This is a genomic window from Alphaproteobacteria bacterium (assembly GCA_037200005.1).
Classification (GTDB): domain Bacteria; phylum Pseudomonadota; class Alphaproteobacteria; order UBA9219; family RFNS01; genus JBBCGY01.
In genome coordinates, this window is sequence record JBBCGY010000001.1 from 354,429 (window position 1) to 367,278 (window position 12,850).

Annotated in this window: 10 protein-coding genes; 7 read left to right on the plus strand and 3 right to left on the minus strand. The window is 62.0% G+C overall.

All coding sequences use genetic code 11. The features are described 5' to 3' along the window. Window positions 1-22: 22 nt before the first annotated feature. The gene (rmuC, locus tag WDO70_01840; protein ID MEJ0061963.1) at window positions 23-1,246 is read right to left on the minus strand and encodes a DNA recombination protein RmuC; all 1,224 of its coding nucleotides are present in this window, start codon (window positions 1,244-1,246) and stop codon (window positions 23-25) included. Further along, entirely contained in the window at window positions 1,243-2,925 is a 1,683-nt protein-coding gene (locus WDO70_01845; protein ID MEJ0061964.1) for a UDP-N-acetylglucosamine-peptide N-acetylglucosaminyltransferase, read from the minus strand. Before WDO70_01845 ends, rmuC begins: the two co-directional genes overlap by 4 nt. 203 nt (window positions 2,926-3,128) lie before the next feature. On the opposite strand from WDO70_01845, the gene WDO70_01850 reads away from it, so the two are divergent. The 3 genes from WDO70_01850 (at window position 3,129) to WDO70_01860 (ending at window position 5,173) form a co-directional block, all read left to right on the plus strand. Continuing rightward, complete coding sequence (locus WDO70_01850) at window positions 3,129-4,436, plus strand: hemolysin family protein (GenBank protein ID MEJ0061965.1); 1,308 nt, start codon at window positions 3,129-3,131, stop codon at window positions 4,434-4,436. 98 nt (window positions 4,437-4,534) lie between these two features. Continuing rightward, window positions 4,535-4,900: a hypothetical protein gene (locus tag WDO70_01855; GenBank protein ID MEJ0061966.1), complete on the plus strand. Its 366-nt coding sequence runs from the start codon at window positions 4,535-4,537 to the stop codon at window positions 4,898-4,900. Continuing rightward, window positions 4,901-5,173 carry a hypothetical protein gene (locus WDO70_01860; protein MEJ0061967.1) on the plus strand — a complete coding sequence of 91 codons (273 nt, stop codon included), beginning with the start codon at window positions 4,901-4,903 and terminating at the stop codon, window positions 5,171-5,173. Between the two features lie 25 nt (window positions 5,174-5,198). Here WDO70_01860 and WDO70_01865 read toward each other — a convergent pair whose 3' ends face one another. Beyond that, window positions 5,199-7,814 (minus strand): glycosyltransferase, encoded by a 2,616-nt coding sequence (locus tag WDO70_01865; protein ID MEJ0061968.1) that lies wholly within the window; start codon window positions 7,812-7,814, stop codon window positions 5,199-5,201. Window positions 7,815-7,941: 127 nt separating this feature from the next. Between WDO70_01865 and WDO70_01870 the strand changes: the two genes are divergently transcribed. The 4 genes from WDO70_01870 to WDO70_01885 all read left to right on the plus strand — a co-directional run bounded on the left by WDO70_01870 (window position 7,942) and on the right by WDO70_01885 (window position 12,805). Beyond that, window positions 7,942-8,682 (plus strand): hypothetical protein, encoded by a 741-nt coding sequence (locus tag WDO70_01870; GenBank protein ID MEJ0061969.1) that lies wholly within the window; start codon window positions 7,942-7,944, stop codon window positions 8,680-8,682. A gap of 303 nt (window positions 8,683-8,985) precedes the next feature. Next, entirely contained in the window at window positions 8,986-10,341 is a 1,356-nt protein-coding gene (locus tag WDO70_01875) for a flagellar hook protein FlgE (protein ID MEJ0061970.1), read from the plus strand. A gap of 115 nt (window positions 10,342-10,456) precedes the next feature. Continuing rightward, window positions 10,457-11,851: a flagellar hook-associated protein FlgK gene (flgK, locus tag WDO70_01880; GenBank protein ID MEJ0061971.1), complete on the plus strand. Its 1,395-nt coding sequence runs from the start codon at window positions 10,457-10,459 to the stop codon at window positions 11,849-11,851. Further along, window positions 11,852-12,805 (plus strand): flagellin, encoded by a 954-nt coding sequence (locus WDO70_01885; protein MEJ0061972.1) that lies wholly within the window; start codon window positions 11,852-11,854, stop codon window positions 12,803-12,805. Window positions 12,806-12,850: the final 45 nt, after the last annotated feature.

The window sequence follows — 12,850 nt, forward strand, 5'->3', positions numbered from 1 at the left end:
TACTATGGTTGCGCCGATTATTCTATTCCGCCGCTTCGCCGGCATCCCGTTCCGTCAATTCGGGGATATGGATGCCGCGCGGCTCGGCGGCGATGGGGGCGACGTCCGGCAAATCCTCGCTGACGGAAACACCGAGCGTTTTCATCGTCCTGACCTTCGCCAGAATCCGGCTCTGCAGCGAGCCGACGGTGTCGTTATAGCTCTGCACCGCCTTGCCAAGACTGCCGCCGAGCTTTTGCCAGTGATCGACGAACGGCCCGAAGCTTTCATAGAGTTCCTTGCCCAGCACGGCGATCTTGCGCGCGTTCTCGGCGACATTCGCCTGCTGCCAGCCATAGGCGAGCGCGGAAAGCAGCGCGAACAAGGTCGTCGGCGTGGCGATGACGACGCGGCTTTCGAGCGCGTGCTGGATTAAGTCCTTGTCGACCCGCAAAGCCGCCGTGACTAAATGCTCGGCGGGAATGAACATCACGGTGAATTCCGGCGATCCCGGCATCGCGCGGCCGTAATCTTTTTTGCCGAGCGCCCGCACATGCTCGCGCAGGCTTCCGGCATGGTCGCGCAGCGCGATATCGATCTGCGCGGGGTCTTCGGCGGTTTCGGCGCGGTAGTAATGATCGAACGGCGATTTGACGTCGATGACGATATGCTTGCCGCCCGGCAGGCGCAGCACGTAATCGGGCCGCAGCACGCCGCCCTGTTCCAGCGGGATCGTCGCCTGCGCCTCGAAATCGCCGACATGCGCCTCCATGCCGGAGAGGCGGAAAATATTTTGCAGCTGCACGTCGCTCCAGCGCCCGCGCTCAGCGGGATGCTTCATCAGCCGCGCGAGATCGGAGGTTTCCTTGCGAAGCTGTTCCTGGATCTGCTGGTTGTGGGCGATGTTCTGCAAAAGCTGCTGATACGCGCCCTCGCGCTTGACTTCGAGCTCCTGCACTTGCTGCGAAAGATTCGTCACCTGCTGATGCATCGGCCGCAGCAGGGTTTCGATATTCTGCGTGCTGCTCTGGAGCATGGCGTTATGGGCCTGCCCGAACTGCGTCGAGGCCGCGCGCATCAACGCGTCCTGGCTTTCCTGCAGCGCGGCGGAGGCGATTTGCTTGAAGCGCCGATCGTCCTGGGTTTGCCGCTCCTCGTCCGCGATCAATTGGTTTTGCAGCACCATGATGCGCGCGCGCATGGCGAGCCAGGCGACCAAAGCGCCGAGCGCGATTCCCACGGCGAAAGTTCCGAAATCGAGATTCATGATGATTCTTTCACTATGCCGATATTCTCCGGCGGCAATCCCCGCTCGTGCCGCGTCCAGGCGGATAGTAGCGCGGCGGAGAAATTTTTGACAAAGCTTTCCGTGTCGAAAAGCGGCAATCGCAGCCGGTTTTCGGCCAGATGCTTGCGGATTTGCGCGCGCCGCGCCGGATTTTGCGCGAGGCTGACCACCAGTTTGCGGTAATCGGCGGCGTCTTTGGCGATCAAATCCGGAAGTTCGGCGGCGGCGAGCAGGCTCGCCCCCACGCGGCTGACGAAGCTTTCGCCCGGCAGGCTGACGGCGGGCGCGCCGATCCAAAGGGCATCGCTGGTCGTGGTGTGGCCGCCGACCGGGAAAGTATCGAGCGCGACATCGACATGGTGGTAGCGCGCCAAATGTTCCGCGAGCGGCAGCGGCTCGGCGAACAGCAGCCGAGTTTCGTCGATGCCTTGCGCCGCCATGAAGGCGCGGATGTTGCCGGGCGCTTCCTTGTTGCCCGCGAGCAGCCATAGGACGCTGTCCGGAACGTCGCGCAGGATATCCGCCCACAGCGTGAGAAGCTCCGGCGCGAGCTTATAAGTCTGGTTGAAGCTGGCGAATACGATAGTATGTTCAGGCAGACCGTAATCGGCGCGCGGGCGCGGTTCCGGCAGCGGACGGCGGCGGTCATTGATCTGGTAACTATCAGGAAGATATAGGATTTTTTCGGAAAAATGTGCCGCCAGCGAAGGCGGCAGCGCGATCCGGTCGGCGATGAAATAGTCGATAAAGTCGCAGCCCAGCGTGCCGGGAAAGCCGAGCCAGTGCATTTGCAGACTCGCGGGACGATAGGCGGGAATATCCGGCCTGCCGCCGCGCGTATAGCCCTTGAGGTCGATCAGGATATCGATGCCGTCTTCGCGGATGCGCCGCGCGGCTTCATGCGCGCCGAGGCCGTTCAGATCGACGAAGGCGTCGCAGGCGCTCGCGATGCGTTGCCGGATGTCCGATCCGTCATCGACGCCGTAGCTATAGGCATGAACCGAAAAATCCTTGCGGTCGAGAAGCTCGAATAATTCGGCGCACAGATAGGCGGTGGCGTGCCGGTGGAAGTCGCTGGACAGAAAGCCGAGGCGGAGCGGGCTGCCAGGTTTGCGCGCGGGGGATAAAAGTAGTGATGGGTGTGCCGCCTGCGGCGGCGGTTCAAGGCGCTTAGCCCAGGAAGACGCGTTGGCAAGCTGCGCGGCGGGACTGGGACGCAGCACCATCGCCGCCGCCGGAGACATAAGGCCGGAAGGGATCGCGGACGGCGTAAAATCGCATAGCTGCCGTTTGAGCAGCGCGATTTGCGCGGCGGCGGTTTCGTCCTTGGGCATCATCGCTTGCGCCGCCAGCATGGCGTCGAGCGCGGCGCGCGGGTCGCCCGCTCTCTCCGCCTCTATGGATTCGGCCCGGTGCATGTTAAAGCGCGCCTCGCGATTGTCCGGGGCGCGCGCGACGATCCGGCGGTAAAGCGCGAGCGACCGCATATTGTCGCCGCGCAAGCCCGCGAGCCATGCCGCCAAACCGAGGAAATTCAATTCGTTGGGTTCATGGCGGCGGAATCCGTCAAGCAGCCCATGCGCCTCGTCCAGGCTGCCAGCCCGGATCAAGGCCATGACGCGGTCGAACTTTTCCTGCTTAAGATTCAAGCCTTTCATGCCTGTCAATCTGGCGTTTAGCATTGCATCTTGTCAAACCCGCGATAGACAGGCATTTTACCGCGGTGCCGAAAGGATTTTCCGCTCTGTCCGCCATCAACTCGAAAACCCGAGAAAAAACTCTGCCCTATTGGGGCCGGGTTTCATGTTTTCGCGGCGTCGGCGCGGCGGCGTTTCTTCCTGGTTTTCAAGCGGACTGACCCTTGTTCACCGAACTCATCATCGTCCTGTGCCTGATTTTGCTCAATGGCTATTTCGCCATGGCGGAGATCGCCGTCGTGTCGGCGCGGCGGTCGCGGCTCAAGCAGCTGGCCGAGGAAGGCAGCCCCGGCGCGCGCCGCGCGCTTAAGCTCGCCGAGGATCCCAGCCGTTTCCTGTCCACCGTCCAGACCGGCATGACGCTGGTCAGCGTGCTGGCGAGCGCCTTTTCCGGCGCGACCATCGCCGGCAGCCTGGGCGCGTGGCTCAACGAGAATATCTCATGGATCGCGCCGAACGGCGAGGCCTATGCCTTCGTCGCCGTGGTGGCGATTCTTTCCTACCTGACGCTGTTCATCGGCGAATTGATCCCCAAGCGCGTCGCCATCGCCCGCGCCGAGGATATCGCGGTGGCGGTTTCCGGGACGCTGATGATCATGGAGCGGATGATCCGTCCGCTCGCCTGGTTCCTTCATGCCAGCACCGATTTCACGCTGCGGCTGCTCGGCGTATCCGAGGGGAAGGGCCACGCGGTCACCCAGGAGGAGGTCAAGACCATGATCGCCGAGGGCACCCGCGAGGGCGCGTTCGAGGCGGCGGAGAAGAAAATGCTGGAAGGCGTGATGCGCCTGACCGACCGCACCGCCCGCAGTCTCATGACGCCGCGCATCGACATGGTGTGGATCGGCGCCGACGATCCGGTGGAGGAAGTCAGGGAAATCATCCGCACCAGCGGCTATAGCCGCTTTCCGCTGGCGCGCGGCGATCTCGAAGAGGTGCTCGGCGTGGTGCAGGCCAAGGATCTGCTCAACGCCGCGCTTGCCGGGAAGCCGCTCGAGGTTCACGCGCTGAAGCGCCCGATTCTTTCGGTGCCCGAAACCATGCCGGTGCTCAAGCTCCTGGAGCAGTTCAAGGATCTCGGCCAGCACCAGGCGATCGTGATCGACGAATACGGCACGGTCGAGGGCCTGGTCACGGTGACCGATATCCTGATCGCCATCGCCGGCGAGCTGCCCGAGGACGGGCAGGAGGCTACCGACAGGCCCGTGCGCCGCGCCGACGGCAGCTGGCTGGTCGACGGCATGACGCCGATCGACGAGATCGAATCGCTGACCGGCCTCAAGCGGATCGGCGACGAGGGCGATTATCACACGCTTGCCGGGTTCGTGCTGGAGCGCATGGGGCGGATTCCCGCGCCGGGCGATACGGTCAGCTGGAACGGCGCTGCGTTCGAGGTGGTGGATATGGACGGCAGGCGGATCGACAAGGTTCTGATCGTGCCGCCGCCATCCGCGCCGGAGAAGGATGTTTAGGCCGCGCTTCCCTCGCTCTTGCGGGGAAGGGCGGAAATTTTCTATAGTCAGGCAATCGATTCGTTTTTGCCGATCGTTTTTGCCGAGGAACATCGACCATGAAGAGATTGCTGGCCTGTCTTGTCGTCCTTGCCCTGCTCGCGCCGGGAACGGCGTTCGCGACCTATTCCGGCTTCGGCACCGGCACGCCTTATGACAGCACCGGCGGCATCAAGGTCACCAGCGAGGTGGTTTCGTCGGGCGAGATCAAGGCTGAAAAGCCCGCCAAGAAGGCGGACAAGAAGAGCAAGCACGTCAAGAGCAAAAAGAAAAAAGCCGCCAAAAAGACGGTCAAGAAAGCGCCTAAGCCCAAAAAAGCGAAGAAGGCCAAAAAGGGCAAGAAGGCCAAAGGCGCGGCGAAAGCCAAGCCCGCCGCGATCAAGAAAGACACGCTGCCTCCGGTCGACTTGCCTCCCGTACAATAGATGATTTTCAAAACGGCGATCCTGGTTGCGGCCTTGATGTCTCTGTCCGCCTGCGCGCCGGACGAGAAGGCCAACCTTCCCAACGCGATCTATGATGTCGATATCAGGACCGGGCTTTGCTATGTGACCAGCGGCTTCATCGGCGCCGACGGCCTCGGCGTCACCAACGTCCCCTGCACCCCGCGCGTGATCAATATGCTGCCGCCCACGAAGCGCGGCTTCGCCATCCCGCCGGCCGAAGTCGCTCCCGCCCCCACCCGGTATCAGTTCTGAGCGGTAAGATCGCGCTGCTTATCCATCATCCGGCCCGCGGCACGTCCAGCGGCAGGTTCAGCTGCTTCGGCCTGCGCCGCAGTCTCGGCACGGCGTTGACCATCGAGACGGTCAGCGCCGCCCAGTAGGGCAGCGACTGCACCGTGAGCATCAGCGCCCATAGCACGGCATTCTGGTTGGCTACGCCATACTGGTTCAGGATAAAGCTGGCGCAGAAAATCAATCCGCCGAGCAGCGTCAATTCTTCCCAGGCCATCAGAACGCCTTGCATGAAGGCCGGGCGGTCTTCGCATTTCGGGGTGCGGAAAAACGGCGTTCCCGACGTGAACAGCCCCTGCCATACCGCCCGTCCCACGGCGTGGGTCAGCGCCATGCCCGCGATCGCCGCGCCGATCCGGTCGCGCCACGGGCATTTGATGCGCTCGGCATAGAGCCAGAAACCGGCGATGATCTTGAAGGCGAAGGCGCTCAGCGTCGGGATCAAGAACACGGCGGGCGGAAATTCCACCCATCGCAGCGCCAGCATCCCCGACCAGAAGATCGCCGCCACGGCGAAGACCAGATTGGCGGCGTCGGCGAACCAGGGCAGCCAGCCCGAGACGAAGTGATAGCGCTGGCCCGTCGTCAGCTCCTCGCCGCCCGGCAGCAGCGACGCCATGTGCCGCTTGATGATCTGCACCGCGCCATAGGCCCAGCGGAAACGCTGGGATTTATAGCCCGCGAAACTGTCGGGAATCAGCCCCTTGCCGAAAGAATGATTGAGATAGACCGATTCATGCCCCGCCTCGAACAGGCGCAGCCCCAGTTCGGCGTCCTCGCAAATGCACCACTCGCTCCAGCCGCCGACATCGGCCAGCGCGGTTCTGCGGATCAGCGTCATGGTGCCGTGCTGGATGATCGCGTTGCGCTCGTTCCGCTGCACCATGCCGATATGGAAAAATCCGGCATATTCCCAGTTGCACATGGTCTTGAAAGCGTCGCCCGGCCAGTCGCGGTAATCCTGCGGCGCCTGGACGAAGGCGATTTCCGGACGCTCGAAATAAGGCATCGTGGCGGCAAGCCAGTCCTTGGTCACGACATAGTCGCTGTCGATCACCCCGACGATGGCGGCGTCCGGGGCGGTTTGCGTGAGCGCGAAATTCAGTGCCCCCGCCTTATAGCCCGGCCATTTCGGCAGATGGAAGAAACGAAAACGGGCGCCGAGCAGCGCGCAATGCTCTTCGAGCGGCTTCCATACCGCCTCGTCCTTGGTGTTGTTGTCGATCACCAGCACTTCGAAATCGGGATAGTCCATCGCCGCGAGGGCGTTCAAGGTCTCGATCACCATATGCGGCGGCTCGTTATAGCACGGCACGTGGATCGAGACCTTCGGCGCATTGGCCTGCGGCGGGCCGGCATGCGGCAGGAAATTGCGCCGCCAGCGGCTCGACCACACCACTTCGGTCAATTCGTAGCCGTCCACCAGCAGCACGGCGAGCAGCACGATCTGCGCCGCGATCAGCGCCACCCAGGCGAGCGAAGACACCGAGATGATATTTTCGATGAGCGCCGCCATCACCGCCCAGACCAGCACCGAGGCGACGGCCTGGATCAGTCCGGCGTAGAAGAACTGCCCGCCGAGCTTGAGGCTGCCATGTCGCCGCAGGAACCAGAACATCGGCAGCAGCGCGAGAAGCGTCGCCGCCAGGAAACCGTCCACCCAGTCATGCCGCTCGCTGATCATGCCGCTCATCGGGAATTTCGGGCTTCCGTCGCGCTCCCACAGGCCCCAATGCGCGCCGACCGAGCCTTCGATGGCGCGCTTCCACGGCGAGTCGAAAGCCTCGATGATGAAATAATCGAGCTGTTTTTCGGCCGCGAAATTGAGGAACTGGCGGATGAACTTTCCCTGGTTGATGCGCGACGGTTCCGCGCCCCTCACCCATTGCCCTTCGCTCGGCCAGCCCACTTCGCCGATGATGACATGCTTGCCCGGGAATTTTTTCTGCAATTCGTCATAACGGGTCGCGACGTACTCGACGGCCTGGCCGATCGGAACGCCTTCCCAATAAGGCAGGATATGAACGGCGATGTAATCGGTAGCGGCGGCGAGTTCCGGATATTTCACCCATATATGCCAGGGCTCGGCGGTCGAGACCGGCACCGTGACGTTCTGCTGAACCCGGCGGATATAGTCGGCCAGCTGCTCGGCGTCGACGTCTTCCCGCAGCAGGCTTTCGTTACCGACGATGATGCGGCGCACGTTCGGATTCGCGCGCGCAAGCTCGATGCCGGTCGCGATCTCCAGCTCGTTGGCGGCAAGGTCGGGCCCGATCCACACCCCAAGCGTCACGTCGAGCCGGTGCCGCGCCGCGAGCCGGGGCACCATATCCTGTCCGCCATTGGCGCCGTAGGTTCTCACCCCTTGCGTGTGAGAGGCCATCAGCGCGAGATTGGCGTCGATTTCCTCCGGCTCGGCGTGATGGGCTTCTTCGGCTTTCAGCGCGCTGCGCCACGGCGTATAGGACAGGCCGGCGATGAAGCCGCCCCACGGCTCTTCCTCCACGCGTTGGTTCGAGAGCGCCCACAGGCCGAGATTGACGGCGGCAATGAGGGCGACGACGAGAACGGACCGGCGATAGGCGAGCAATTTGTTCTTCATTTCAATCGGTTATTCTTTCACGCGCGGGCGATAAGGAGTTTTTATTACTTTCATGGAAAAATGTTAGAATTATTTTTAGGCGGGATTGTGACGCAAAGCATTAACTATAATTCATAGGAGAGCAGGCATGTCGAAATATAAAATCCTTCAAGGTCTTGCGGGTTTGGCGGCACTGGCCAGCGTGGCTTGCGGCAAGGCGGGAACGCCCGAGGTCGCTGCTCCCGGCTCGGGCGCGGGAGATTGCGCCGTGTCCGTCGCGACGAACAAGGGAGGGCGTGTCCAGATCAAGACGACGGGAGGCTATAGCGAGACCGAAGCTTTTCGGGCCACCGGCGAATTCAACGAACAAGCAGACGCCGCATCCGCGCCCGCCGTCGCATCCATGGTCTGCGGTCCGGGCGCGCGGGACATCCCGTCTTCCCAAACGCAGTTTGTCGCCGTGAGCCATCCGCCTTCCGTAGCGCAGTTTGTCGTCGTGGGCCATGATGGCAAGGGCATGGACCCCGTTCCTCTGGATGTGACGAAACCCGGCTGTTCGATCGTCCGAACAGCCCTGAGCAACGGCCAGCTCCGGATTGACGCCTCAGCCTCGGACATGACGGAGGGAAAGGCGGCTGAGGAGGCGCAACTATTGAACAGCATGTCAGGAAAAACCATCGCAGGCGAGATTTACACGGCGCAATGCGGCCTTGGCCTGTCCGAAACGACGGTGCTGACAAATAGAGCGATTAGCCTGACGAAAGGCGGTCAGCCAACCTCATCCAGGACGGATACCGTCCCCATGGGGGCGGTTAACGCTCCGGCGGGGGCCGCGATCACAAAATCTTCGGAGAAGTCCGTCGTCAATAGGCTTGCCCCTCGGCCGTAGCCTTAGGGTCTGGACGCATCGGTAATATGATGCGTTGGCGAAAAAGCCTCCCGGCTTTTTCGCCACGTTTTTTAGGGCGCGGCGCTTTCTTCGAGGAAACGCGGGCTTTGAAGCCACCGGGCATTTCATGCCTTTGGGGTTGCGGACTAGCGGGGCAGGTTTTGCCGCCCGGACGGTCCTCCAAGAAAAATTATCCACAGGAATCAATCCGATAGGTTTTGGCACGGCGTTTGCTCCGGGAAAGCAGGATTTAGCTTGGCCGCCATGGGGCGAACCGGGCAGCCGCACACAAAGGAGCATGCCATGAGCGTCTTTTCAGCCCTCAACGTCGCCGTCAACGGCCTCGACGCCCAGTCGAGAGCTTTCGCGAACGTCTCGGACAATCTCGCCAATACCCAGACCGTGGGCTATAAGCGCGTCGATACCAGCTTTCAGTCTCTGGTCACGGCCTCCAACGCCAACATCAACAATCCCGGCGGCGTCAGCGCGACCCCGATCTACCAGAATTCGATCCAGGGCAATTTGACCCAGGTGGATAGCGGCACGTCGCTCGCGATCCAGGGCAACGGCTTCTTCGGCGTGCGTCGCGGCGTGACCAATGCCTCCGGCGATACCGCCTTCAGCGAAGAATCATTCTATACGCGCCGCGGCGATTTCGCGCTTTCCAAGGACGGCTATCTTATCAACGGCGCGGGCTATTACCTGACGGGCTATCCGCTGGACGCGGACGGCAACAAAGCTTCCGCCGATCCCAACGAAATCCGCATCTCGCAGCTGATCGATAGCCCCGTGCCGACCAGCAGCCTTTCCTACGCCGCGAATCTTCCCGCGGGCGTGCCGATAACCTACGCCTCGTCGCCCTCGACCATCAACGTCATCGACGCTTTGGGCGGCAAGCACGAAGTCACTTTCACCTGGAACAAGGATAACGGCGGGGTCGCCGACGGCGAATGGACGCTCACGGCCAAAATCGCGGGAGGCGGAACGGCCGGCGCCGATCTGACGCTCAACATACCGTTCAATTTCGATACTTTAGATCCGAACGCGGGCACGCTCGCGGCCTATGTAGCCGCCGCCGCCGCCGGCTCGGGCATCGAGGCCGGGACGGGCTATACCGTCACGAATCCCGCCAGCACGGTTCCGGCCGGCAAAGCCGTGGTTGCGTTCACCGCGACATTCGCCGGCGCGGGCGCGCAGAACGTCACGCTGGATTTCGGCAGCTATCAGACGGCGGGCGGCGTGACGCAGTTCGCCGACAGCGATCTGCAGGTCACGACCTTCCAGCAAAACGGCATTCCGCGCGGTTCGTTCCAGGCGCTTGAAATCGACAAGAACGGCTTCGTCAGCCTGCATTACGATAACGGTTCGTCGAAAATCTTCTATCAGGTGCCGATCGTCCAGTTCTACGCGCCGAATAACCTGCAGCGCCAGGAAGGCAACGCCTTCTCGGAAACCACGGAGAGCGGCAGTCCGCGCCTCGGCGCGGCGGGCGAGCTTGGCGCGGGGAATATCGTCGGCAATGCGCTCGAATCCTCGAACGTCGATATCGCCTCGGAATTCGCCAAGATGATCCAATACCAGCGCACCTATTCGGCCAACTCGCGGGTCATCAGCACCGGCTCGAACATGCTGGAAGAAATCATCAATGTCGTCAGGTAAGGCAGGGGACGGAATAGCGCATGTTAGATGACAGGGAACAGATGGCCATGTTGACGCACCAATCCCGATATTCGACCGCCCGTCATCCGTCATCCGTTGGCCGGAGGCAAGCCTCATGAGTCTCGACACCGCCATGAGCGGGGCGACATCCGCCCTCAGGACCGTGCAGCAGCAGATCTCGCTGGTCTCCAACAACATCAACAACGCGACCACCCCCGGCTACACCCGCAAGGGCGTCAATCTCTCGCCGATGGGCGACGGCGTCGAGCTGGTCGGCGTCAAGATCAGCGATTACACGCGCGCGACCGACAGCAATGTCTTGAAGCAGCTTGCCGCCGCGCTTGCCACCGACGGGATGAAATCGGCGCAGCAGGAATATCTCAGCCAGGTTCAGGACATTCTGGGCTCCAGCAGCGACAATGTCAGGCTCACCGCCGCGGTGCAGGCTTTCGGCGATTCATGGACGCAGCTTCAGGCCGAGCCGGAAAGCGTCGCGCTGCAGAACGAGGTCATCCGCAATGGCACCTCGCTGGCCGCCGAAATACGCCGCATCTCAAGCCAGGTCGAACAGCTCGACCGCTCCATCCAGAGCGATATTTCATCCTCCGTGACCGAGCTCAACCAGGCGCTCAGGGATGTCGAATCCGCCAATAGCCAGATTGCCACCGCGCATGCCGCCGCGCAGCCGACCGGCAATTACGAAGACCAGCGCGACGTCGCGCTGCAAAAGATCGCCCAGTTCGTCGATATCCGCGTCATGGATCGCTCCAACGGCCAGATCGCCGTCTATACGCCCAAGGGCTATGCCCTGCTCGACGGCCAGCCGCAGCAATTCGCCTTCGACGGCACCAACGTCACGGTCGCGGGCAGCGCCACGGTCGTGAACGCCAATCTCGCGGGCGGCAAGTTCGAAGGCCTGCTCGGCCTGCGCGCCAATTCTTCGCCCGCCGCCGCCGATCCCAGCCCGACGCAGGAAGTGATCAGAAAATTACGCGCGCAGCTCGACCAGATCGCCAACGGCTTCCTCGCCGACACCACCGGCCCCGACAGTTTCGCCCATGTCTATAACGGCGCGACCGCCGCGACCGGAGAATTGGCTACCGGCTTCTTCACCGGCACGAACCGCACCGATTTCAACGTCAATGTCAGCCTGCTGAACGGCAGCGCCACGGTCAAAAGACTGGCGGCCACGCCGGTCGCCACGGCGATGGCCGACGCGACCCGCAGTTTCGCGGCGGCCGGACAGACGACTGCCAACGTCACCTATGGCGGTTATGCCCAGGACATGATCTCGACCTGGCAGACCGGCGCGAAGCGCGCCAAAGACGAAGCTGCGACGGCGGCAAGCCAGAAGGATTATTTCACCAAGCTTAACACCGACCAGACTGCCGTCAGCGTGGATAGCGAGATGGTCAAGCTGCAGCAATTGCAGATTTCCTATCAGGCGGCGGCGCGCCTGATCGGCGTGATCCAGCAGATGAACCAAGTCATCATCAACATGGTGTCATAAATGATCAGCGGCGTCAGCAATCTCAGCATTTTAAGCCAGGCGACCCGGTCGCTCAACACCGGCCAGGAAAACATGGCCGATCTTACCCAGCAGCTCGCGAGCGGGCGCAAGACGAGCGACATTACCGATTATTCGGTCTTCGACGCGCGCACGCTGCTCAGCAGCCGCGATCTGCAGGATAAATCCACCGCCTATATCGCCGCGATTCACAGCGTCAGCCCGCGCCTCTCGGTTTATCAGAGCACGCTCTCCAGCCTCACGACATTGACCACCAATATCCAGAGCCTGATCAACAATACGCAGAACGCCACGGCGGCGCAGGAGCAAGGCTTGCCCGCGCAAATCAGCGCCGCCATCGATCAGGTGGAATATTATCTCAACCAGAAGGTCGGCGACCGGTACATCTATTCCGGGACGCGCTATACCCAGAAGCCGATCGGCGACATCGCCGCCTTGCCCACGCCGCCGGCCGAGACCTTTCCCGCCGTCAGCGGCACGCTGCCGCCCTATGACGGCGCCGCGCCGGGCACCGACGCCAAGGCCTATGCTCAAGACAAGGTGATGATCGACGACAACCTGCAACTGAATTACGGCATCCCCTCGACCTCCCTGGGCATCCAGAACATGATCCAGGGGCTGCGTTTCGCCCTGTCCGCCACGAAGGACAGCGCCAATTACGATACCTATATGGCGCAGGCGCAGAGCTATTTGGGAACCGCCGTCAATGGCCTGCGCAATCTCGAGGCCCAGACGGCGGGCAACCAGAAGATCCTGGCTCAAGCGGAAGCGGATCAGAAATCCACCATCAATCTTTTGCAGACCCGGATCGGCAATATCCAGAATGTCGATCTTAACGAAGTGTCAGTAAAGATCAATGCATACCAGACTCAACTCAATGCTTCTTACGCGGCGACGGCAAAACTTATCAATATGTCGATCCTGAATTATCTATAGGCTGGGCCGGTGGAAGCCCGCGCGGCAGACACCGTTCGCCCTGGA

Coding starts and splice junctions, on each gene's coding strand:
- rmuC (MEJ0061963.1), bottom strand. CDS start 1,246: ATGAATCTCGATTTCGGAACTTTCGCCGTGGGAATCGCGCTCGGCGCT.
- WDO70_01845 (MEJ0061964.1), bottom strand. CDS start 2,925: ATGAAAGGCTTGAATCTTAAGCAGGAAAAGTTCGACCGCGTCATGGCC.
- WDO70_01855 (MEJ0061966.1), top strand. CDS start 4,535: ATGAAGAGATTGCTGGCCTGTCTTGTCGTCCTTGCCCTGCTCGCGCCG.
- WDO70_01860 (MEJ0061967.1), top strand. CDS start 4,901: ATGATTTTCAAAACGGCGATCCTGGTTGCGGCCTTGATGTCTCTGTCC.
- WDO70_01865 (MEJ0061968.1), bottom strand. CDS start 7,814: ATGAAGAACAAATTGCTCGCCTATCGCCGGTCCGTTCTCGTCGTCGCC.
- WDO70_01870 (MEJ0061969.1), top strand. CDS start 7,942: ATGTCGAAATATAAAATCCTTCAAGGTCTTGCGGGTTTGGCGGCACTG.
- WDO70_01875 (MEJ0061970.1), top strand. CDS start 8,986: ATGAGCGTCTTTTCAGCCCTCAACGTCGCCGTCAACGGCCTCGACGCC.
- flgK (MEJ0061971.1), top strand. CDS start 10,457: ATGAGTCTCGACACCGCCATGAGCGGGGCGACATCCGCCCTCAGGACC.
- WDO70_01885 (MEJ0061972.1), top strand. CDS start 11,852: ATGATCAGCGGCGTCAGCAATCTCAGCATTTTAAGCCAGGCGACCCGG.